The sequence below is a fragment of the Brevundimonas sp. ZS04 genome, assembly GCF_001956865.1.
In the GTDB taxonomy this organism is placed as follows: Bacteria; Pseudomonadota; Alphaproteobacteria; order Caulobacterales; family Caulobacteraceae; genus Brevundimonas; species Brevundimonas diminuta.
Window position 1 is genome coordinate 43,806 of the sequence record NZ_MTHE01000012.1, and the last position, 19,673, is coordinate 63,478.

Here is a 19,673-nt window from a genome sequence, read left to right on the forward strand (position 1 = left end):
GACGCCGGGCGAGAGCCCGGCGTCACGCGCTACGTTCGCGACGCGGTCGCTCACTGTTTGAGCGCATGAGGCGTTTGAAAAGTGAGCGATGGTCGTGAAGTCGCTTTTAAGGCCCGTCCGTTTCGTCGTTTGGCGAGGCGGGCGGGCCTTGGCGTTTGGGGCGGGGTCGGTTTAGGTGGCCCTTGCTGTTCAGCGAACCGGAGGGCCCATGCCCAGGAAGTTCCTCGTCGTCGTCGACGACACTCCCGAATTGGACGCGGCCCTGGCCTACGCCGCGCGCCGCGCGCGTTCGACCGGGGGCCATGTGGTGCTGTTACGCGCCCTGGTCGGCGGATCGGACGAGCACTGGTCGGGCGTCCGCGATGAAATCCGACGCCAACAACGCGAGGAGGCCGAGGCTCTGTTGGCCCGGCTGGGCGAAAAGGTCGCCGAGACGTCCGGCGCTCCTCCCGTCTATCTGATCGAGGAAGGCGATCCCCAGGCCGCCATTCGCAAGGCGGTCGGCGATGATCCCGACATCAAGATCCTGATCCTGGCTGCGGGCGCCAACGGGCGCGGCCCTGGCCCCCTGGTCTCGGCGGTATTGAAACAGGGCGCCGCCCTCACCGGCCGAAAGCTGCCCGTCACCATCGTTCCCGGCGAACTGACCGAGGCCGAGATTCTGGATCTGGCGTAATCCGGATTCGCTATGCTCGGCCGCGGGGCCTCGCGGCTTGGGCGACCTGGGCGGGACCATGAGGCCGAGCGGCGTTGATGGAGAGTTGCGTCGTCGGCTCTGTCCTTGGGGCTTAACGCCCACTTGAACCATGGCGTCGCAGGGCGCATCTGGGGTTCATGTTCATCCAGACCGAAGCCACGCCCAATCCCAACGCCCTGAAGTTCCTGCCGGGCCGCGACGTCGCGGTTCAGGACGTGTTGGAATATCGCACGATCGATGAAGCGGCGGCCTCGCCCTTGGCCGAGGCTCTGTTTGAGCTGGAAGGGGTCGAGGGCGTCTTTTTTGGCGCCGACTACGTCTCGGTCACCCGCGCGGCCCACGGCCCGGACTGGACCGAGATGAAGGCGCCGATCCTGTCGGTCATCATGGATCATTTCGTCTCGGGCGCGCCGCTGGTGCGCGAGGGCGAAACGGCGACCGAGGACGCCGGCGAGGACACGGAGATCGTGGCCGAGATCAAGAGCCTGCTCGACAGCCGCATCCGTCCGGCCGTGGCTCAGGACGGTGGCGACATCCTGTTCGACCATTTCGACGAGGAGACCGGCGTGCTGCGCCTGCGGATGCGCGGCGCCTGCGCCGGCTGCCCCTCCTCCTCCGCCACGTTGAAGGCCGGGGTCGAGCAGATGATGCGCCATTACGTTCCCGAAGTGACCAGCGTCGAACAGGTGCTGTAAGCGCCGCCCTGTTTCACATGAAACACTCGTCGGACGGCGCGTCGTCGGGCATGATGGCGCCATGAGCGGTTCGGACGAGACATTCCAGGCGCGCGCCCTGGGCGAGGCCCTGGCGACGCTGCGGCGCGAGCGGGGTCTGAGCCAGGCCGAGGCGGGCCAGCGGATCGGCATGACCAGCCAGGGCTGGGGCCTGTATGAGGCGGGCAAGCGCTCCAGCCTGTTTCGTCCTGACGTTCAGCGCCGCCTGACCGGCGCCCTGGACGCCACGCCTGAAGCCTTGGTCCTGCAGCTGGAAGGCGAGCCGGCTTCACCTGAAGTCCTTGCCGCCAATGGAGTTTCGGCGCGCGGCCGGGCGTTCGAGGGCGCTCCCATCGCGTCGCGTCGGCTGCGGTTGGAGACGGATGAGCTGACGCCCTGGGCCTCCGCCGGGACGGTGCTGGAATATGCGCCGGGGCGTTGGCCGCGTCGGGGACAGGGCTGCATTATCCAGATGGACGACGGTGTTCAGAAGGTTCGTCTCTATGATCGCGCCGACGATGCGGAAGTGGTGGTCTTCGGCGCGGGCGGTCTGGATCGGTCGGAGCGGATCGCGCGCTCGCAGATCCAGTCGATGTCGGCGGTCACCGGCCGCCTTGACGATGAATGAAACAAAATAGTTGCATTCTCGCGCGGGTCATGAAACGCTCTGGTTGAAACCGGAGGGGTCATGTCGCGTCGCAGTCATCATATCGACCAGGCAGTCGGCCTGCGCATCGCCGCCCGGCGGTCCGCCCTGGGCTGGTCTCAGTCCGTTCTCGGACGGGAACTGGGCGTCAGCTTCCAGCAGATTCAGAAATATGAGACGGGGGCCAACCGCGTCTCTGCTTCGCGCCTGCATCAGGCGGCGACCGCCATGGGATGTTCGGTCGCCGATTTCTTTCCCGCGCGCCCCAGTGTCGAGGGGGAGGTCGAGCTGGTCCATCCGGTTCTGGCCAGCGCCGAGGGGCGGGGTCTGGCCGAGGCTTTCGCCCGCATTCCCGACGCAGGCGCGCGCCGGGCCCTGACGCGGGTCGCCCAGGCCATGGCGGGCGCCTGATCGACGCCCGGCGTCGTGACGGTCGCATCCGAAGCGGTTTCGCATTAGGGACAGAACCATGAAGGTCATGGTCATCGACACGGCGCTCGGCGCCTGCGTTGCGGGGGTGTTCACGGGCGAGGCGGATGCGGCCCCGCCCTACGCCTTGGGCGTGCGCGCGGAGGTCATGGCCAAGGGGCATCAGGAGCGTCTGGGCGGTCTGGCGCGCGATGCGGCGGCCGAGGCGGGGGGCTTCGACGGGATCGACCGCATCGGCGTGACGGTGGGGCCGGGCTCTTTCACCGGCCTGCGGGTCGGTCTGGCCTTTGCGCTGGGTCTGGGCGCGGCGCTGGATCGGCCGGTGGTCGGCGTCTCTACGCTGGACGCCCTGGCCGCCTCGGTTCCCGCCAAGGGGATGGTCGCCGCCGTGATCGATGCGCGTCGGGGCCAGGTCTATGCGCGCCTGTTCCGCGACGGCGCGCCGTTGGGCGAGGCTGAGGCCCTGCCGCTGGAGACGGCGCGCGACCGCATCCTGGCCGCCGCCGGAGCCGCACAGCCGACCCTGGTCGGCAGCGGGGCGGCGCTTCTGGCCGAGACCTTCCCTGAGCTGGCGGGCGCGGCCTTGCACCCCCTGCCCGCGCCGACGCCAGAGGCGGTGGCGGCGCTGACCCTGGCCGCCGATCCGGCGACGTCGCCGCCGCAGCCGCTCTATCTGCGCGCGCCCGACGCTACGCCGCCCAGCCGCCTGCCGGGCCAGCCGCGCCAGCCCGCCGCGTGAGCGCGCCGCTTTTCCCGACTGCCGATCCTGGGCGTCTCGCCGCGATCCACGCCGAGGCTTTTGCGACGCCGTGGGATGAAGCGGCCCTGACCGAACTGCTGACTTCGCCGGGCGTGTTCGCCGTGGCCGAGGAGGACGGCTTCATCCTGATCCGCGTCGTGGTCGACGAGGCCGAGATCCTGACCCTGGCGGTGCGGCCTTCGGCGCGTCGCGCGGGCCTGGGCGTTCGCCTGGTCGAGGCGGCGGTGGTGCGGGCCGCCGCCCTGGGCGCCGAGCGGATGTTCCTGGAAGTGGCTGAAGGCAACGTCGCCGCCCGCGCCCTCTACGCCCGAAACGGCTTCGTCGAGATGGGGCGCCGTCGCGGCTATTATTCGCATACGGACGGACGCCGGGAGGACGCGCTGACGCTTGTCCTGAACTTCCCTGAATAGCTTCCATAAGGCGACGGTACAGCCTATCTTCGCCGCCATGGACCGGATCGAAAAACTTTGCGCCGAACGCGGCATGCGCATGACTGAGCAACGTCGGGTGATCGCCCGCGTCCTGTCGAACGCCGAAGACCACCCCGATGTGGAAGAGCTGTATCGCCGCGCCTCGGCGATCGACCCGCACATCTCAATCGCCACCGTCTATCGCACCGTGCGCCTGTTCGAAGAGGCCGGCGTGGTCGAGAAGCACGACTTCGGCGACGGCCGCAGCCGCTATGAAGAGGCGGGCGACGACCACCACGACCACCTGATCGACACCAAGACGGGCGAGGTCATTGAATTCTTCGACGCCGAGATCGAGCGGCTGAAGGCCGAGATCGCGCGCAAGCTGGGCTATGAGCTGGTCGGCCATAAGCTGGAGCTCTACGGCCACGTCATCCCCGGCGCCGAGCCGGTGGAGCGCGAAGGCCTGATCTATAAGCGCCGTCCGCGCGACGAGACCGAAGACTGACCGCCGTCGGCGTTCGCGTCGTCTTGCCGTCGTCGATTTCGGCGATCATAAGCCGTGCATGACTGATACGCTCGACCTTCCCGCCCCGGCGGACGCTGGCGCATCTGACGCGAGCGTCGCGCCCAAGCGCCTGTTCATCAAGACCTACGGTTGTCAGATGAACGTCTATGACTCCGAGCGCATGGCCGATGTGCTGCGGCCGTTGGGCTATGCCCCGACCGAGACGCCGGAAGACGCCGACTTCGTCATCCTGAACACCTGCCACATCCGCGAGAAGGCGGCCGAGAAGGTCTATTCCGAACTCGGCAAGCTGCGGCAGATGAAGGAGGCGCGCGACGGCGGCATGACCATCGCCGTGGCCGGCTGCGTCGCCCAGGCCGAGGGCGAGGAGATCATGAAGCGCCAGCCGGCGGTCGATCTGGTGGTGGGGCCCCAGGCCTATCACCAGCTGCCGGAACTGCTGACCCGCACCGCGCGGGCGCGCGGCGAGCGCATCGGCGCAGACTTCGCCCCCAACGAAAAATTCGACGCCCTGCCCGCTGCGCGCGGCACGGACGGGGTGACGGCCTTCCTGACGGTGCAGGAGGGCTGCGATAAGTTCTGCACCTTCTGCGTGGTGCCCTATACGCGCGGCGGCGAATGGTCGCGGCCGGTGGCGGCCGTGCTGGACGAGGCCCGCGCCCTGGCCGACCGGGGCGTGCGCGAAGTCACCCTGCTGGGCCAGAACGTCAACGCCTATGATGGCGAGGGGCCGGACGGGAAGCCGTTCACCTTGGCGAAGCTGGCCTACGCCCTGGCGGACATCCCCGGCATCGACCGCATCCGCTATACGACCAGCCACCCGAACGACATGTCGGACGACCTGATCGCGGCGCACGGCGAACTGGACGCCCTCATGCCCTATCTGCACCTGCCGGTGCAGGCGGGCTCGGACCGCATCCTGCGCCTGATGAACCGCAAGCACGGGCGTCAGAAGTATTTCGACCTGATCGACCGCATCCGCGCGGCGCGGCCGGACATGGCGTTGTCGGGCGACTTCATCGTCGGCTTCCCCGGCGAGACGGATCGCGATTTCGAGGACACCATGGATTTGGTGCGGCGGGTGAACTACGCCAGCGCCTTCTCCTTCATGTATTCGCCGCGTCCCGGCACGCCCGCCGCGACCATGGCGGCCCAGGTGCCGGACGCCGTGGCCAAGGAACGTCTGCACGCCCTGCAGGGCCTGCTGACCGAGCAGCAGGTCGCCTTCAATCAGTCGCTGGCTGGGCGCGTCCTGCCGGTGCTGTTCGAGAAGAAGGGCCGCCACGGCGCCCAGGCCATCGGCCGCTCGCCCTATCTGCAATCGGTCCACGTCGAGGACGCGGATCAACTGATCGGCCGGATCGTTCCGGTCGAGATCATCAGCGGCCAGCAGAACAGCCTGTCCGGTCGCCTGATCCAGACGAACTGACGCCTGTTTCGCCACGCGCCGTGTGCGGGACAGGAGCACGCAATAACGTCCCTCAAGCAGCCTCGCACCGCATGCGAGGCGACAGGGACTCTTAAGGAGATCTCATGGCGCGAGAGTCCGAGTTCCTGTCCCTCAGCGATGCGGCCCTGCGCGCCGTCATCGGGCCGCAGAGCCGCCATCTGGCTCTGATCGAGGACGCCTTCAAGGTGCTGGTCGAGACGCCGGGCGGCGGGGTGTCGATCAATGGCTCGACGCGGGATCGCGCCCAGGCGCGCCGGGTGATCGAGGCCCTGTCGAACCGGGCCGAGGCGGGCGCGGAGATCACCGAGGCCGACGTGCGCACCGCCCTGGGCGCCGCCGTGACCCAGCCGCGCGCCGAACCGGCGGGCCGCAGCGGGGGACGCAGCGTGCCCGAAGGCGCCGCCCTGCCCGTCGGCCGTCGCGGCGCCATCGCCCCCAAGACGGCGTCTCAGGCGCGCTATCTGGAGATGCTGGGCCGTTGCGAACTGACCTTCGGCGTCGGCCCGGCGGGCACGGGCAAGACTTTTTTGGCGGCGGCCTACGGCGCCTCCCTGCTGAAGCGGGGGCAGGTGGACCGGCTGGTCATCACCCGCCCGGCCGTCGAGGCGGGCGAGAAGCTGGGCTTCCTGCCGGGCGATCTGAACGAGAAGGTCGACCCCTATCTGGCCCCGATCTGGGAATCGCTGAACGATATCCTGGGCGTCGACGACGTGCGCCGTCGCCGCGAGAAGGGCGAGATCGAGGCCGCCCCCATCGCCTTCATGCGCGGCCGCACGCTCAGCCACGCCTTCATCATCGTCGATGAGGCGCAGAACACCTCGCGGATGCAGATGAAGATGGTGCTGACCCGCTTGGGCGAGGGCGCGCGCATGGTGGTGACGGGCGATCCGTCGCAGGTCGATCTGCTGAACCCGCGCGATTCCGGCCTGGCCCACGCCCTGCGCATCCTCAAGGACGTGGAGGGTGTCGGCGTGCAGCAGTTCAAGTCCGAGGACGTGGTGCGCCACGCCATGGTCGAGCGCATCGTGCGCGCCTATGACAGCGACGCCGCGCGCAGCCGCCCCTTCCCCGACCTTGAGGACGACGCCTGATGATCGAGGTCGAGATCGACAGCGAGGGCTGGACCGAGGTCCTGCCCAAGGCGGCGGCGATCGCCGAACGCGCGGCGAGCGCGGCCCTGGGAACGATCGAAGGCGATGTGGTCGTGCTGTTGGCTGACGACGCGGCGGTGCAGGATCTGAACGCGCGCTTTCGCGACAAGGACCGGCCGACGAACGTGCTGTCCTTTCCGGCCGCCGAGAGCGCCTTTCCGCATCTGGGCGACGTGGTGCTGGGCTACGCCTATTGCGCGGCGGAGGCTAAAACGCAGGGCAAGACCCTGTCGGATCATCTGAGCCATCTGGTCGTCCACGGGGTGCTGCACCTGCTGGGCCGTGATCACGAGGACGACGCCGAGGCCGAGGAGATGGAGGCCGAGGAGCGCGAGATCCTGGGCGAATTGGGCGTCGCCGATCCCTATGCAGCCGAGCATGAGGGCGCCGCGTGAGCGGGGCGCTCGCCGCCCGGTTCGCGGGCCTGCTGAACCATCGCTGGGGCCGGATCGGCTTGGCGCTGCTGGCCGGGGCGGGCGCCGCCCTGGTCCATCCGCCGTTCGGCTTTTTGCCGGGCCTGCTTGGCTATCCCCTGCTGTTGCTGCTGGCGGATCGAGCCGGGGGCATGAAGGGGGGCTTCTGGGTCGGCTGGCTGGCGGGGTTCGCCTATTTCTTCATCGGCTGCTGGTGGGTGGCTGAAGCCTTTCTGGTCAATCCGGCGCAGGCATGGATGGCGCCGTTTGCGGCCAGCCTGCTGCCGGCGGGCATGGGGCTGTTCTGGGGGCTGGCGACAGTGGCCTATCGCTGGCTCCGGCCGGCCGGGGCGCGGCGCGTCCTGCTGTTCGCCGCCCTGTTCGCCTTGCTGGAGTGGACGCGCGGCCATGTGCTGACCGGCTTTCCGTGGAATCCGGCGGGCGCGGGCTGGGCGGCCGGATCGGCCATGTCGCAGTTCGCCTCGGTCGTCGGGGTCTATGGGCTGGGCCTGATCACGGTGGCGGCGGTCAGCGCCTTGGCGCCTCTGGCGGATGCGGGGCCGCGACGGCCGCGCCTGATCGCGGCGGGGCTGGGCGCGTTGACCCTGATCGGCTTGTTCGTTTTCGGCGCCGTGCGCCTGTCATCGGCGCAGGTGGTGCAGACGCCGACCTTGGTGCGCCTGGTCCAGGCCGACATCGCCCAGGACTACAAGTGGAGCCCCGAGGCCTATCACGCCATCCTGGGTCGTTATCTGGAGTTGACCGCCCAGCCCGCCGCCGCCCTGCCCGACGTGGTGATCTGGCCCGAGGGCGCCCTGCCGACCACGGCCAATGATCTGTTCGCCACCAACGACGCCTATGCCGTGGCCGCTGCGTTGCAGACAGGCCAGACGCTGCTGGCGGGCCTGAGCCGGGGCGAGCCGGATCCCAGCGCCGAGACCGGCGCCCGCTATTACAACAGCCTGTTCGCCCTGCACGACGAAGGGGCGATGGGCCTGCGTATCGGCCCAATCTACGACAAGCACAGGCTGGTGCCGTTCGGCGAATACCTGCCGATGGGCGCGTTGATGAGCAAGATCGGGGTGCGCAGCCTGGTCCACGTCCCCGCCGATTTCACAGCCGGACCGACGCCCGCGCCGATCAGCCTGGTCAACGCCCCGCCGGTGCAGCCGCTGATCTGCTACGAGGCCCTCTATCCCGGTTTTACGCCAGCGACGGCGGCGACGCGCCCGGCGTGGATCGTCAACGTCTCCAACGACGCCTGGTTCGGCAAGACGTCGGGTCCGCGCCAGCATCTGAACCTGGCTTCCTATCGTGCGCTGGAGACCGGTCTGCCGGTGGCGCGGGCGACGCCGACAGGCGTCTCGGCCATGATCGACCCCTGGGGACGGATCGTGGAGGGCAAGCGGCTGGACCCCGGCCAGGCGGGGATCATCGACGTGCGTCTGCCGCAGGCGGCGCCGCCGACGCTTTACGGCCGGTGGGGCGATATGGGGTTCGCCGTCTTGCTGATTATAATGCTGATCGCGGGGCGGGGCCGCGCCGGAATTGGGAGACCGGCGCGTTAACCATATCGTGAGGGGCGACTGCGCCCCTGAGACGCGAAAACGCATGACAGAGGCCGGGGGCGGCGGCATGTCGACAAGAAAAACAGGGAAGAGGGCAGGACATGGTCAGGGGTTCCGGGGCTGATGGTCCCCATCTGGTGGATCGGCATGTGGGACGGCGCGTCTGTGAGAAGCGCATCGCTCTGGGCTATAATCAGACCGATCTGGGCCAGGCGCTGGGGGTCACCTTCCAGCAGGTGCAGAAATACGAGAAGGGCGCCAATCGGATCTCGGCGTCCAAGCTGTGGGACATCGCCCGCTTCTTTCGCGTCGACATCGGCTATTTCTTCGAGGGGCTGACCGGCGCGGTCCAGCCGGGTATGGCCGAGGGCGAGGCGGAGCCCTTCGTGCACGACTTTCCCGCCACTCGTCAGACCATAGAGATCGGCCGTCTGGCGCCGCGCCTGTCGTCGCGCCAGCAGAAGCTGGTGGTCGATCTGATGCGCGAGCTGGTCGAAGACGACGCCGACAACGACGGCTGAAGGCGTCGCGAGCCAGCGGACAAAGAAAAAGGCGCGGAGCGATCCGCGCCTTTTCCTGTCTTGGAGCTCGTTTGGGATCAGGCGGTCAGCGCCGTCTCCGAGGCGACGATGCGGCTGGCGGCGTGGACCACGGCGCCGATGCGCAGGGCGGCCTGGATCTGGACGTTCGGCACGGCGTGTTTGCGCAGCTCGCCTTCGTGGGCGTCCAGGCAGGCGCCGCAGCCGTTGATGGCCGAGACGGCGGTCGACCATAGCTCGAAGTCCAGCTTGTCGACGCCCGGATTGGCGATGACGTTCATCCGCAGCTTGGCCGGCAGCGTCGTGTACTCCTGGTTCTTCATCAGGTGCAGCGAGCGGTAGTAGATGTTGTTCATGCCCATGATGGCGGCGGCGGCCTTGGCGGCGTTCATCGCTTCGGGCGTCATGGCCGTCGCGGCCTGGGCCTCGATCAGCTTGACCACGGGGCCGACGCCGATGGCGTGCGCCGAGGCCAGGAAGCTGCCCCACTTCTGCTGGTCGTTCAGCACAGTCTCATTGGCGAGCGAGGACAGGTTCAGCGAGATGTCCTTGCCATAGGCCGGGATCAGGTCGCGCAGGGCGTCGATGGACATTTTCGTGTTCCTTTCAGGAAGCGACGCTTCAAAGAGCGGCTATCGTTCGCGACGCGGTCGCTTACTTCTTGAGCCGTCTTTTGGGGCCGTATTTCGTGATGGGCGCTCAAGTCGCGAGGCTCCGCGAGCCGAGCATAGCGCCCAAATAAAATCATCAGGCATGAAAAAGGCGGCGACAGTCGCCCGCCGCCGCCTCTTTCGAGGGGCGGCCCGGACCCTACTCACGCGGTCCGGGCCTGGTCGTTGCGACCCTTGGGCCAGTACTTACGCGGCCAGGGTGTCGCCGCCGACCGGACGGTTGCAGGCGCACAGCTCGTCGGTCTGAAGAGCATCGACCACGCGAAGCGTGTCTTCCGGCGAACGGCCCACGTTCAGGTTGGTGACGTAGACGTGCTGGATGACGTTGTGCGGGTCGACGACGAAGGTCGCGCGCAGGGCCACGCCTTCTTCTTCGTCCAACACGCCCAGGGCGCGGGCCAGCTTGCCGCCGTTGTCGGCGAACTGCCAGATCGGCAGCTTGTTCAGGTCGGCGTGGTCACGGCGCCAGGCCAGCTTGGTGAACTCATTGTCGGTCGAACCGCCCAGGACCACGGTGTCGCGGTCCGCGAAGTCCTTGCCCAGCTTGGCGAAGGCGGCGATTTCGGTCGGGCAGACGAAGGTGAAGTCCTTCGGGTAGAAGAAGATGACCTTCCACTTGCCTTCGAAGCTGTCCTGCGTGACGGCTTCAAACGCCGAGACGCCGTTTTCCTCGTGGCTGTTGAAGCCCGGCTTGACGCCGATAATTTTGAAATCAGGCAGTTTTTGACCGACGCCGAGCATCGCGCTTCTCCTAGATGCAGAAAAATGGACCGCCGGATCGCGGGGAGTGCGAACCGTCGAAGCCATGAGATGGCCCCTGGCGCAGCTTAAGTCAAATCGATCATTTTGCTCGATGGAATAGATTTATATTATGATCGAGGCGAAAGGTGATATAAGGCCGCTCGATTGGTTCAGGCCTGACGATAGATGCGCCCTATGTCAGCTCTGACCGCATAGCCGTGTGAACCCATGTCCGTCCTGCCTACCCTGCGTCAGCTGCAATATCTGAAGCTCCTGGCCGAGCACGGCTCGTTCAGCCGCGCCGCCGAGGCCGCCCATGTCAGCCAGCCCGCCCTGTCGTCAGGGGTGCAGGAGCTGGAGCGGGTGCTGGGCGCGGCGGTGGTCGAACGCACGCGCGGCGCGGTGATCCTGACGGCCGTGGGCGCCGAAGCGGTGCGCCGGGCCGAAGACGTGCTGGCTCGCGCCGAGGATCTGGTCGAGGCGGCCCAGAATGCGGGCAAGCCGCTGTCGGGCCGGTTTCGTCTGGGCGTCATTCCGACGGTCGCGCCCTTCCTGCTGCCGCGCGCCCTGCCGGGGCTGAAGACCCTTTATCCGGGCCTTCGCCTGTTCCTGCGCGAAGATCTGACGCCGCGTCTGATCGCCGGACTCAAGGCGGGCCATCTGGACGCGGCCGTCATCGCCCTGCCCTATGAGGCCTCCGGCATCGACCACGCCCGCATCGGCGACGACGAGATCATGGCCGCGGCCCCGGTGGATCATCCGCTGGCGGGGGCCGGGCCGATCCCCGACGGCATGTTGAAGGCCGAAGACCTGATCCTGCTCGAGGACGGCCACTGCCTGCGCGACCAGGCGCTGGCGGCGGTCAATATAGAGGCGCCGCGCGGCGAGGACGTCTTCGCCGCCACTTCCTTGCACACCCTGGTGCAGATGGTGTCCTCAGGGCTGGGGGTCAGCTTCTTGCCGCAGATGGCGGTTCAGGCGGGGCTGGCCGACAATCCGGGCGTGGTGATCCGCCCGATTTCGGCGGAGGCTCCGCGTCGCGAGATCGTCGTCGCCTGGCGCGCCGGGTCCAGCCGCGCCGCTGAGGCGCGTCTGCTGGCCGAGGCGCTGAAGCTGGACTGAGCCGCGTCAGCCGAACAGGCGGCTGTCCCACCAGACCGGCGTCTCCAGCCCCGGCTTGATGCGGGCGAAGTCGGGATGGGCGGTGTTGAAGACGAAGTTGCGCTCCATCCGCGCCACGACCGAGGGCGTGATCAGCAGGGCCGAACGGGCTTCCGCATGCCAGGCGCGGCCGAAGGCGCGCGCGGCCGCCCCGCCCGGCTCGGCCCAGCCGGGGACCAGGTCCGGATTGACCACTTCATAGGAGACGCCCGCCGGGATGTGGATCTCCACATGATGCTGGCCCAGCGGCAGTTCGCCGCCGAAATGGACCAGCTTCTCCAGCATGGCGGTGGAATAGTGTTCGGCGGCGTAGATCACCCTCTGGCCCGCCTCGTGCCAGCGGCCGGACGCCCGACGCGAGCCGCCGTCGCTCCAGATGGGATATTCGCCGCGCGGGTCGCCGATGCGGAATCCCTTGAGCGCGTCGTCCAGCCGACGGTGCATGCCGGACCTAGACCGCGAAGCCGGCGTCGGCGCGGCGCACCAGATTGATCACCGCCTCGGCTCCCGCCGAGCTGGACTGGGCCATGGCCAGGGGGGTGCGGCCGTTCAGCAACTGATGCGGGCGGTTCAGGAAGCGGACGACGGCGGCGCTGTCGCCGCGATAGGCGCGGCCCACGGCGTCGACCACGCGGCCGACCTCGTACAGGCGCTCGCTCATCTCGCGCGACAGGGGCTTGCGGCTGGTGCGCGCGCGCCGCAGCGTCGCCTCGGGAATGATCTGGCCGACCACGCGCGGCATGCCGATCACCTGGCCCAGGGCGGCGGCGGCGGCGGGCTTCAGCCCCTGCGACACCCGCTCGGCCAGGGCCACGTCGTCCATCGTCTCATTGTCGTTCAGGCCTAGCAGCTTGCCGATCCGCGCGGCGTCGCTGGCGGGCAGGGTCTCGGGCGAGGCGTAGAGGTCGAGGGCGGTCATGGCGGCGGCTTTCGTCATATGACGATAATATGGTCGTCAAACGGCGATGCGGCAAGGGCTTCGTTTCCCTACTCATCTCGGCCTCCAAGAAAAAAGGCCGGCGGATCGCTCCGCCGGCCTTCATTCGGGTTGCTCTAACGCGCTTTCGCGCGGCTTGAGACCGCTTACTTCTCGTCGCCGCGCGCCAGGTTGCGCAGGACGTAGGGCATGACGCCGCCGGCCTTGAAGTAGTCCAGCTCCGTCTGGTTATCGATGCGGCAGCGGACCGGGAAGCGGGCCATCTTGCCGTCCGACGGACGGAACAGCTCGACCCACAGATCCTGGCGGGGCTTCAGCTTGCCGACGTTGGCGTCGGTCAGGCCGCGGATGGTGACGATCTCTTCGCCCGTCAGGCCCAGCTTCTGCCAGCCGTCTTCCTTGAACTGCAGCGGGACGACGCCCATGCCGACCAGGTTCGAGCGGTGGATGCGCTCATAGCTTTCGGCGATGACGGCGCGGACGCCCAGCAGGCGGGTGCCCTTGGCCGCCCAGTCGCGCGACGAGCCGGTGCCGTATTCCTTGCCGGCGAAGACGACCAGCGGACGGCCTTCCGACTGGTAACGCATGGCCGCATCGTAGATCGACATCGTCTCTTCCGAGGGGAAGTGCTTGGTGACGCCGCCCTCGATGTCCGGGGTGATCTTGTTGCGGATGCGGATGTTGGCGAAGGTGCCGCGCATCATGACTTCGTGGTTGCCGCGGCGGGCGCCGTAGCTGTTGAAGTCCAGGGCGTCGACGCCGTGGTTGGTCAGGTACTGACCGGCGGGCGACGCCTTCTTGATCGACCCGGCCGGCGAGATGTGGTCGGTGGTGATCGAGTCGCCGAAGATGCCCAGCACGCGCGCTTCGACGATGTCCGTGACCGGAGCGGGCTCCATGGTCAGGCCCTCGAAGTAGGGCGGGTTCTGGACGTAGGTCGAGGTGTCTTCCCACTCATAGGTCTGACCGCCGGTGACGGCGATCGCCTGCCAGTGCTCGTCGCCCTTGAAGACGTCGGCGTAGCGCTTGGCGAACATCTTGGGCGTGACCGACTTCTTCTGGATGGCGGCGATCTCTTCCGAGGTCGGCCACACGTCCTTCAGGAAGACGTCATTGCCCTTCTTGTCCTTGCCGATCGGCTCCTTGGTGATGTCGATGCGCATCGAACCGGCCAGGGCGTAGGCCACCACCAGCGGCGGCGAGGCCAGGTAGTTGGCCTGGACGTCCGGGTTCACCCGGCCTTCGAAGTTGCGGTTGCCCGACAGCACCGAGGTGGCGACCAGGGCGTTGTCGTTGATGGCCTTGGACACGGCCGGATCCAGCGGACCCGAGTTGCCGATGCAGGTGGTGCAGCCGTAGCCGACCAGGTTGAAGCCCAGGGCGTCCAGATCCTTCTGCAGACCGGCGTCGGTCAGATAGTCGGTGACGACCTGCGAGCCGGGGGCCAGCGAGGTCTTGACCCAGGGCTTGGGCTTCAGGCCCAGGGCGTTGGCCTTGCGCGCCACCAGACCGGCGGCGATCAGGACCGACGGGTTGGAGGTGTTGGTGCAGGAGGTGATGGCGGCGATCACCACATCGCCGTCGCCGATGTCGAAGCTCTCGCCTTCCACGGCGGCGCGCGGGGCGTCGGCCGGACGGGCGAAGACGCCGGTCAGGGCTTCTTCGAACGACGGGGCGGCGACGGTCAGTTCAACGCGGTCCTGCGGACGCTTCGGACCGGCCAGCGACGGCACGACCGTCGAGATGTCCAGCTCCAGAACGTCGGTGAAGATCGGGTCTTCCGAGGTCTCGTCGATCCACAGGCCTTGCGCCTTGGCGTAGGCTTCGACCAGGGCGACGCGCGCCTTCTCGCGGCCGGTAGCCGTCAGATAGTCGATGGTGGCCTGCGAGACGGGGAAGAAGCCGCAGGTGGCGCCGTATTCCGGGGCCATGTTGGCGATGGTGGCCTGGTCCTCGATGGTCATGCCGGCGATGGCGGGACCGAAGAATTCCACGAACTTGCCGACCACGCCCTTCTTGCGCAGCATCTGGGTGACGGTCAGCACCAGGTCGGTGGCCGTCGCGCCTTCCGGCAGCTTGCCGGTCAGCTTGAAGCCGATGACTTCGGGGATCAGCATCGGGATCGGCTGGCCCAGCATGGCGGCCTCGGCCTCGATGCCGCCGACGCCCCAGCCCAGGACGGCCAGGCCGTTGATCATGGTGGTGTGGCTGTCGGTGCCGACCACGGTGTCGGGATAGGCGACGGTCTTCTTGCCTTCGTCGGCGGTCCAGACGGTCTGGGCCAGGTTCTCCAGGTTCACCTGGTGGCAGATGCCGGTGCCGGGGGGCACGACGCGGAAGTTGTTGAAGGCCGACGAACCCCAGCGCAGGAAGTTGTAGCGCTCGATGTTGCGCTCATACTCGCGCTCGACGTTCTGGCCGAAGGCCTGGGCGTTGCCGAAGTGGTCGACCATGACCGAGTGGTCGATGACCAGATCGACCGGGACCAGCGGGTTGATCTTCTTGGCGTCGGCGCCGAGCTTGTCCATCGCATCGCGCATGGCGGCCAGGTCGACGACGGCCGGAACGCCGGTGAAGTCCTGCATCAGCACGCGGGCCGGACGGAAGGCGATCTCATGCTCGACGGCGCCCTTGTTCTCGATCCAGGCGGCGACGGCCTTCAGGTCGTCCTCGGTGACGGAGACGCCGTCTTCGTTGCGCAGCAGGTTCTCCAGCAGCACCTTCATCGAGCGCGGCAGGCGGGAAATCCCGGCCAGACCGGCTTCCTCGGCGGCGGGAAGGCTGTAATAGGCGTATTTCTTGCGCCCGACCGCGAGGTCTTGGCGGGTCTTGAGGCTGTCAATCGACGGCATGGAGAGTAGTCCTCTGACAAACGCCGCCCGACAATTCGGTTGCGCCTTCGCGCGCTGGACGTCGGGGCGCACAGGTCCCCGGCGCGCGCGGCGAAAGCCTGCTGCGGCGCTAGCGCATATAGTCCCGCGCGCGAGGGCCGTCCATGTACCCACACCCTCGACGTGGACATTGATAGAGACTCGCAAGTGCTGATCCGTCTCGACATTCAGGGCTTGAGCCTGTCTCGCGGCGAACGTCGGCTGTTCAGCGACCTGTCCTTCGCCCTGTCGGCGGGCGAGGCGGCGGCCCTGACCGGAGCGAATGGCGCGGGCAAGACCAGCCTGTTGCGCGCCGTGGCGGGCTTCATCCGGCCCGATGCGGGCGCGGTCGTTTTTCATGACGCCGACGGTGCGGTGGAGGCCGAGACGGCCCGGCGCTCGGCGCTTCACCTGCTGGGCCATCACGAGGGTCTGAAGCCCCAGCGCACGGCGCGGCAGGAGCTGGGCTTTCAGGTCGAATGGCTGGGCGGTTCGGCCGCCGCCATGGACGCGGCCGTCGAGCGGCTGAAGCTGACGCCCCTGCTGGATCTGGAGACGCGCAAGCTGTCGGCGGGGCAGAGGCGGCGGCTGTCGCTGGCGCGCCTGGTCGCCGCCCCGCGCGCCCTGTGGCTGTTGGACGAACCGCTGGCCCCGCTGGACGAGGCGTGGCGGGGCGTCGCCGCCGAACTGATGGCTGAACATCTGGCGGGCGGGGGCATGATCCTGGCCGCCGTGCACGACCCCCTGCCCGTTCCGGCCCGCCCGCTTGATCTCGGAGGCGCGCGATGAAGGCCGTGCGCGCCCTGTTCGCGCGCGAGCTGTCGCTGGCCTGGGGCGGCGGCGGCGGGCCGCTGCTGGCCTGCGGCTTCCTGCTGTGCCTGACGGCCATCCTGCCGCTGGCGGCGGGCGGCGACCCGCGCGTTCTGGCCCCGGCGGCGTCAGGCGCGTCGTGGATGGCGCTGGCGCTGGCCTCCCTGCTGTCGCTGGAACGGATGTTCGAGCGCGATCTGGAGGATGGGGCGCTGGACCTGTTGGCGACCGGCCCTCTGCCGCTGGAGGCCCTGATGGCGATCAAGGCTCTGGCGCAATGGCTGGCGACCGGCTTGCCGCTGGCGCTGACCGCTCCGGTCGCGGCCCTGGCCCTGGGCCAGCCGCCGGAACTGATCGTGCTGACTGGCGCCTCGGCGGCGCTGGGCGGTCTGGGGTTCGCCTTCACCGGGGCGCTGGGCGCGGCGTTGGCGCTGGGCGCGCGGCGCGGCGGTCTGCTGATCGCCGTGGTGGTGCTGCCGCTGTTCATCCCGCCGGTGGTGTTCGGCGCGGGCGCCTTGACCCGCGCGGCCAGCGGGCAGAGCCCGGCCTCGGCGCTGGCCCTGCTGGGCGCCTATGTCCTGTTCGCCCTGGTGATCGCGCCGATCGCCGGCGCGGCGGCGGTCAGGAACGCGCAGGGCTAGCGCGGTTTCAGCGTCACATAGAGCGCCCCGTCGCCGCCGTGGCGCTGGTGGGCGGAGGCGAAGCCGGACACGACGCCGCGCAGATGCGGCCCGGTCAGCCATTCGTGGACCGAGGCGCGGATGACCCCGCCGCCGCGCCTGCCCTGCCCCGTGATGACCAGCACCGAGCGCAGGCCGCGCATCTGGCAACCGATCAGGAAAGCGCGCAGCTGATCCTCGGCCTCGAAGCGGCCGAAACCGTGCAGGTCGATGCGCGCCTCGATCGGATCGCGTTCGCGCGACAGGCGGCGCTGACGACGCGGCTCAAGCTCTTCGGGCGCGTGGCGCGGGCGTGGCGCCGCGGCCTTCGGGGGCGGAGGCGTCGCTGAGCGTCCGGCCGAGGCGGGCGTCAGGGCCGTCGCGCGTTTCTTGCCCGCAACGCCGCGCGGGAGCGGCGCGACGAGAGGCGCGGCTTCGTCTCCAAGCGCAGGAATGACGGCGCCGGGCGTCACGCGCGCGGCCTTGCGGCGCACGGGCGGCGTCACTGTGGACGTCACCCGGTTCCAGATGCGCTTGTCGTCGTCGCCGGTCGCGGATGCGGATTTCGGCGGTCCCTTGCCCGAAGGGGGGCGGGCCACGCTCAGCCCTCGTCGTCGAAGGCGTCCGGCGGACCGGGCTCATGGGCCAGAAGGTCGCCGGGCTGGCAGTCCAGCTCGCGACACAGGGCGTCCAGGGTGGAGAAACGCACGGCGCGCGCCTTGCCCGTCTTGAGGATGGACAGGTTGGCGACGGTCACGCCGACGCGGTCGGCGAGCTCCGTCAGCGACATGCGGCGCTGGGCGAGGATGCGGTCGAGTTGGACGCGGATGGCCATGGGGGGAGCTTTAGCGTTTCTCGATCAGATCGTCAGTTCGGATTCGCGACGAAGACGGGCGCCTTCGCGGAACACCTCGGCCAGGACGAAGACGACCAGGACGGAAAAGACGGGCGTGAGCAGGTCGCTGACGCCTTGAGGCTCCATGACGCCGGGGGCGAGGCGCGACGCCACCAGCCCCTGCACGATCCACACCCCGCCGGTGACGACGGCCAGGATCAGGCCGACATGGCGCAGGCGGCGCACATTGTCCGGCTGGAACGGGTCGCCCAGGGTCAGGGTGCGGAAGATCTTGCGCAGATGGCGTAGGATGATGAGGAAGCCGCCGAAATAGGCGCTCAGGGCGCCCAGGGCGAACAGCAGCAACGGACGCGTCAGCGGCATCTCGCGGCCGTCCGCGCCGTCCGAGACGGTCACGTTCAGATTGTCGATGGGTATGAAGATGGAGGCGACCCACAGAAGCAGCAGCAGGCCGGTGACGAGGATCATCACCACATAGGCCACGTCCAGCGCGATCTTCAGCAGGCTGGCGACGGAGCCGGGACCGATGGTCCTCAGGTTCGGCGTCCGCAGTTGGGCGGCGCGAAGCGGGGTCTGGGCGGCGGTGGCGAGCCGGTTCGGTTTCCGCAAGCGCGTCATCGGGCGTCTCAGGCCGGGGACAGGGGCGCCGTCGCCGCGGCGGGTCCGGCCGACCCGCGCACGGCTCTATTCTTCACGGCGTTCATGGCGATCGTCAAAGTCCCCCTCGAACTCTGCAGGATCAGAAGCTCTGAACGATCAGGGCGATCGCCGCGACGGGCAGGGCGGCCAGCAGGAAGGCGTTGCCCAGGCTGTGAGCCAGACGGTCCATCAGATTGGTCTTGTGCATGGCTTGCATATCGGTCTCTCCATCAATGCACGTTTTTTGTGCGTATCTATTGTACCGCTGGATCATTGTTGCGAGATGTTTCTCTCGTTTGAACGGTGCGGCCGTCCGTCCTTGAAAATGAAGATAGGTCGTGCGCCGACGAAAGCCAACTTACATATCGTTTAACGATGTTACCATTTCGCAATGGACCGGACGGGACTAAGGTCGCGCCATGAATCTCAAGCTGATCAAGGGGATGCGGCTCGTCGCCGCCACCCACAATCCGGGCAAGGCGCGCGAGATCGAAGCGCTGCTGGATGGACATTACACGATCGTCACCGCCGGAGAGCTGAATCTGCCCGAGCCGGACGAGACGGAGAGCACCTTCGTCGGCAACGCCATGCTGAAGGCGCGTCACGCGGCCCAGGCCTCGGGCGAGGTCGCCCTGGCTGACGATTCCGGCCTGTCGGTCGCGGCCCTGGACCGGGCGCCGGGCATCTATTCCGCGCGCTGGGCCGGTCCGACCAAGGATTTCGCCCTGGCCATGAAGAAGGTCGAGCAGCGGCTGGAGGAGATCGCATCGACCGATCGCCGCGCCTGGTTCACCTCGGCCCTGGCGGTGGCCTGGCCCGACGGCCCCTGCGTGGTGGTCGAGGGGCGGATCGACGGTGAACTGGTCTTTCCGCCGCGCGGCGACCGGGGCTTCGGCTATGATCCGATCTTCCGGCCGGAAGGCTCGGAACTGACGTTCGGCGAGATGGACCCGGTCGAGAAGGACGCCCTCAGCCACCGCGCGCGCGCCTTCGCCCGCCTCAAGGCGGCGCTGATTGACTGAGA

General features: G+C 68.3%; 24 protein-coding genes. 16 read left to right on the plus strand and 8 right to left on the minus strand.

Annotated elements, in window-relative coordinates; all coding sequences use genetic code 11:
• The first annotated feature begins 208 nt into the window (after positions 1-208).
• The 12 genes from BJP32_RS13665 (at position 209) to BJP32_RS13720 (ending at position 9,287) form a co-directional block, all read left to right on the plus strand.
• Positions 209-676, plus strand: coding sequence for a universal stress protein (locus BJP32_RS13665; RefSeq protein WP_046652674.1), 468 nt, complete (start codon positions 209-211; stop codon positions 674-676).
• Between the two features lie 158 nt (positions 677-834).
• A complete protein-coding gene (locus BJP32_RS13670; RefSeq protein WP_046652673.1) occupies positions 835-1,392 on the plus strand; it encodes a NifU family protein in 558 nt (185 codons plus the stop codon).
• 61 nt (positions 1,393-1,453) lie between these two features.
• On the plus strand, positions 1,454-2,038 hold the full coding sequence (locus BJP32_RS13675) for a helix-turn-helix domain-containing protein (RefSeq protein WP_076224505.1): 585 nt from the start codon (positions 1,454-1,456) through the stop codon (positions 2,036-2,038).
• Positions 2,039-2,098: 60 nt separating this feature from the next.
• The gene (locus BJP32_RS13680) at positions 2,099-2,467 is read left to right on the plus strand and encodes a helix-turn-helix domain-containing protein (protein WP_046652671.1); all 369 of its coding nucleotides are present in this window, start codon (positions 2,099-2,101) and stop codon (positions 2,465-2,467) included.
• A gap of 58 nt (positions 2,468-2,525) precedes the next feature.
• A complete protein-coding gene (gene tsaB, locus BJP32_RS13685; protein ID WP_076224506.1) occupies positions 2,526-3,224 on the plus strand; it encodes a tRNA (adenosine(37)-N6)-threonylcarbamoyltransferase complex dimerization subunit type 1 TsaB in 699 nt (232 codons plus the stop codon).
• Positions 3,221-3,655: a ribosomal protein S18-alanine N-acetyltransferase gene (gene rimI, locus BJP32_RS13690; protein WP_076224508.1), complete on the plus strand. Its 435-nt coding sequence runs from the start codon at positions 3,221-3,223 to the stop codon at positions 3,653-3,655. Before tsaB ends, rimI begins: the two co-directional genes overlap by 4 nt.
• A 37-nt stretch (positions 3,656-3,692) precedes the next feature.
• The gene (locus BJP32_RS13695) at positions 3,693-4,163 is read left to right on the plus strand and encodes a Fur family transcriptional regulator (RefSeq protein ID WP_003166535.1); all 471 of its coding nucleotides are present in this window, start codon (positions 3,693-3,695) and stop codon (positions 4,161-4,163) included.
• Positions 4,164-4,221: 58 nt separating this feature from the next.
• Positions 4,222-5,613 (plus strand): tRNA (N6-isopentenyl adenosine(37)-C2)-methylthiotransferase MiaB, encoded by a 1,392-nt coding sequence (miaB, locus tag BJP32_RS13700; RefSeq protein ID WP_076224510.1) that lies wholly within the window; start codon positions 4,222-4,224, stop codon positions 5,611-5,613.
• Positions 5,614-5,717: 104 nt separating this feature from the next.
• Positions 5,718-6,725 carry a PhoH family protein gene (locus BJP32_RS13705; protein WP_046652666.1) on the plus strand — a complete coding sequence of 336 codons (1,008 nt, stop codon included), beginning with the start codon at positions 5,718-5,720 and terminating at the stop codon, positions 6,723-6,725.
• Complete coding sequence (gene ybeY / locus BJP32_RS13710) at positions 6,725-7,180, plus strand: rRNA maturation RNase YbeY (protein ID WP_046652665.1); 456 nt, start codon at positions 6,725-6,727, stop codon at positions 7,178-7,180. Before BJP32_RS13705 ends, ybeY begins: the two co-directional genes overlap by 1 nt.
• Positions 7,177-8,766, plus strand: coding sequence for an apolipoprotein N-acyltransferase (gene lnt, locus BJP32_RS13715; protein WP_095046044.1), 1,590 nt, complete (start codon positions 7,177-7,179; stop codon positions 8,764-8,766). Before ybeY ends, lnt begins: the two co-directional genes overlap by 4 nt.
• Before the next feature lie 101 nt (positions 8,767-8,867).
• Positions 8,868-9,287: a helix-turn-helix domain-containing protein gene (locus tag BJP32_RS13720; protein ID WP_046652663.1), complete on the plus strand. Its 420-nt coding sequence runs from the start codon at positions 8,868-8,870 to the stop codon at positions 9,285-9,287.
• Between the two features lie 77 nt (positions 9,288-9,364).
• On the opposite strand, the gene BJP32_RS13725 is transcribed toward BJP32_RS13720, so the two are convergent.
• Together BJP32_RS13725 and BJP32_RS13730 are read right to left on the minus strand one after the other, a co-directional pair.
• Positions 9,365-9,898, minus strand: coding sequence for a carboxymuconolactone decarboxylase family protein (locus BJP32_RS13725; protein WP_046652662.1), 534 nt, complete (start codon positions 9,896-9,898; stop codon positions 9,365-9,367).
• Positions 9,899-10,162: 264 nt separating this feature from the next.
• Positions 10,163-10,717, minus strand: coding sequence for a peroxiredoxin (locus BJP32_RS13730; protein WP_003166530.1), 555 nt, complete (start codon positions 10,715-10,717; stop codon positions 10,163-10,165).
• A 228-nt stretch (positions 10,718-10,945) separates the two neighbouring features.
• Between BJP32_RS13730 and BJP32_RS13735 the strand changes: the two genes are divergently transcribed.
• Positions 10,946-11,839 (plus strand): hydrogen peroxide-inducible genes activator, encoded by an 894-nt coding sequence (locus BJP32_RS13735; protein WP_046652660.1) that lies wholly within the window; start codon positions 10,946-10,948, stop codon positions 11,837-11,839.
• A gap of 6 nt (positions 11,840-11,845) precedes the next feature.
• Here BJP32_RS13735 and BJP32_RS13740 read toward each other — a convergent pair whose 3' ends face one another.
• From BJP32_RS13740 to acnA, 3 genes are all read right to left on the minus strand, one after another.
• Positions 11,846-12,322: an RES family NAD+ phosphorylase gene (locus tag BJP32_RS13740; protein WP_046652659.1), complete on the minus strand. Its 477-nt coding sequence runs from the start codon at positions 12,320-12,322 to the stop codon at positions 11,846-11,848.
• Positions 12,323-12,329: 7 nt separating this feature from the next.
• Positions 12,330-12,815 carry an antitoxin Xre/MbcA/ParS toxin-binding domain-containing protein gene (locus BJP32_RS13745; protein ID WP_003166528.1) on the minus strand — a complete coding sequence of 162 codons (486 nt, stop codon included), beginning with the start codon at positions 12,813-12,815 and terminating at the stop codon, positions 12,330-12,332.
• Positions 12,816-12,961: 146 nt separating this feature from the next.
• On the minus strand, positions 12,962-15,667 hold the full coding sequence (gene acnA / locus BJP32_RS13750) for an aconitate hydratase AcnA (RefSeq protein WP_046652657.1): 2,706 nt from the start codon (positions 15,665-15,667) through the stop codon (positions 12,962-12,964).
• 186 nt (positions 15,668-15,853) lie between these two features.
• On the opposite strand from acnA, the gene ccmA reads away from it, so the two are divergent.
• Positions 15,854-16,474, plus strand: coding sequence for a heme ABC exporter ATP-binding protein CcmA (gene ccmA / locus BJP32_RS13755; RefSeq protein WP_046652656.1), 621 nt, complete (start codon positions 15,854-15,856; stop codon positions 16,472-16,474).
• Complete coding sequence (ccmB, locus tag BJP32_RS13760; RefSeq protein WP_046652655.1) at positions 16,471-17,136, plus strand: heme exporter protein CcmB; 666 nt, start codon at positions 16,471-16,473, stop codon at positions 17,134-17,136. Before ccmA ends, ccmB begins: the two co-directional genes overlap by 4 nt.
• On the opposite strand, the gene BJP32_RS13765 is transcribed toward ccmB, so the two are convergent.
• The 3 genes from BJP32_RS13765 to BJP32_RS13775 are packed head-to-tail and all read right to left on the minus strand — an operon-like array spanning position 17,133 to position 18,628.
• Complete coding sequence (locus tag BJP32_RS13765) at positions 17,133-17,753, minus strand: Smr/MutS family protein (protein ID WP_046652654.1); 621 nt, start codon at positions 17,751-17,753, stop codon at positions 17,133-17,135. The genes ccmB and BJP32_RS13765 overlap by 4 nt on opposite strands.
• Before the next feature lie 2 nt (positions 17,754-17,755).
• The gene (locus tag BJP32_RS13770; RefSeq protein WP_003166522.1) at positions 17,756-17,989 is read right to left on the minus strand and encodes a helix-turn-helix transcriptional regulator; all 234 of its coding nucleotides are present in this window, start codon (positions 17,987-17,989) and stop codon (positions 17,756-17,758) included.
• Between the two features lie 24 nt (positions 17,990-18,013).
• Positions 18,014-18,628: a DUF2975 domain-containing protein gene (locus BJP32_RS13775; protein WP_052748002.1), complete on the minus strand. Its 615-nt coding sequence runs from the start codon at positions 18,626-18,628 to the stop codon at positions 18,014-18,016.
• A 440-nt stretch (positions 18,629-19,068) separates the two neighbouring features.
• Here BJP32_RS13775 and rdgB point away from each other — a divergent pair, with 440 nt between their 5' ends.
• Complete coding sequence (gene rdgB / locus BJP32_RS13780; protein ID WP_046652653.1) at positions 19,069-19,671, plus strand: RdgB/HAM1 family non-canonical purine NTP pyrophosphatase; 603 nt, start codon at positions 19,069-19,071, stop codon at positions 19,669-19,671.
• Positions 19,672-19,673: the final 2 nt, after the last annotated feature.

Bases quoted from the DNA above. Each gene is read 5' to 3' on its own strand.
- BJP32_RS13720 (WP_046652663.1), top strand. From the start codon at position 8,868: ATGGTCAGGGGTTCCGGGGCTGATGGTCCCCATCTGGTGGATCGGCAT.
- acnA (WP_046652657.1), bottom strand. From the start codon at position 15,667: ATGCCGTCGATTGACAGCCTCAAGACCCGCCAAGACCTCGCGGTCGGG.
- BJP32_RS13730 (WP_003166530.1), bottom strand. From the start codon at position 10,717: ATGCTCGGCGTCGGTCAAAAACTGCCTGATTTCAAAATTATCGGCGTC.
- BJP32_RS13675 (WP_076224505.1), top strand. From the start codon at position 1,454: ATGAGCGGTTCGGACGAGACATTCCAGGCGCGCGCCCTGGGCGAGGCC.
- BJP32_RS13770 (WP_003166522.1), bottom strand. From the start codon at position 17,989: ATGGCCATCCGCGTCCAACTCGACCGCATCCTCGCCCAGCGCCGCATG.
- BJP32_RS13670 (WP_046652673.1), top strand. From the start codon at position 835: ATGTTCATCCAGACCGAAGCCACGCCCAATCCCAACGCCCTGAAGTTC.
- miaB (WP_076224510.1), top strand. From the start codon at position 4,222: ATGACTGATACGCTCGACCTTCCCGCCCCGGCGGACGCTGGCGCATCT.
- BJP32_RS13705 (WP_046652666.1), top strand. From the start codon at position 5,718: ATGGCGCGAGAGTCCGAGTTCCTGTCCCTCAGCGATGCGGCCCTGCGC.
- BJP32_RS13725 (WP_046652662.1), bottom strand. From the start codon at position 9,898: ATGTCCATCGACGCCCTGCGCGACCTGATCCCGGCCTATGGCAAGGAC.
- BJP32_RS13665 (WP_046652674.1), top strand. From the start codon at position 209: ATGCCCAGGAAGTTCCTCGTCGTCGTCGACGACACTCCCGAATTGGAC.
- BJP32_RS13735 (WP_046652660.1), top strand. From the start codon at position 10,946: ATGTCCGTCCTGCCTACCCTGCGTCAGCTGCAATATCTGAAGCTCCTG.
- tsaB (WP_076224506.1), top strand. From the start codon at position 2,526: ATGAAGGTCATGGTCATCGACACGGCGCTCGGCGCCTGCGTTGCGGGG.
- BJP32_RS13745 (WP_003166528.1), bottom strand. From the start codon at position 12,815: ATGACGAAAGCCGCCGCCATGACCGCCCTCGACCTCTACGCCTCGCCC.
- ccmB (WP_046652655.1), top strand. From the start codon at position 16,471: ATGAAGGCCGTGCGCGCCCTGTTCGCGCGCGAGCTGTCGCTGGCCTGG.
- BJP32_RS13680 (WP_046652671.1), top strand. From the start codon at position 2,099: ATGTCGCGTCGCAGTCATCATATCGACCAGGCAGTCGGCCTGCGCATC.
- rdgB (WP_046652653.1), top strand. From the start codon at position 19,069: ATGAATCTCAAGCTGATCAAGGGGATGCGGCTCGTCGCCGCCACCCAC.
- BJP32_RS13695 (WP_003166535.1), top strand. From the start codon at position 3,693: ATGGACCGGATCGAAAAACTTTGCGCCGAACGCGGCATGCGCATGACT.
- BJP32_RS13775 (WP_052748002.1), bottom strand. From the start codon at position 18,628: ATGACGCGCTTGCGGAAACCGAACCGGCTCGCCACCGCCGCCCAGACC.
- BJP32_RS13740 (WP_046652659.1), bottom strand. From the start codon at position 12,322: ATGCACCGTCGGCTGGACGACGCGCTCAAGGGATTCCGCATCGGCGAC.
- ybeY (WP_046652665.1), top strand. From the start codon at position 6,725: ATGATCGAGGTCGAGATCGACAGCGAGGGCTGGACCGAGGTCCTGCCC.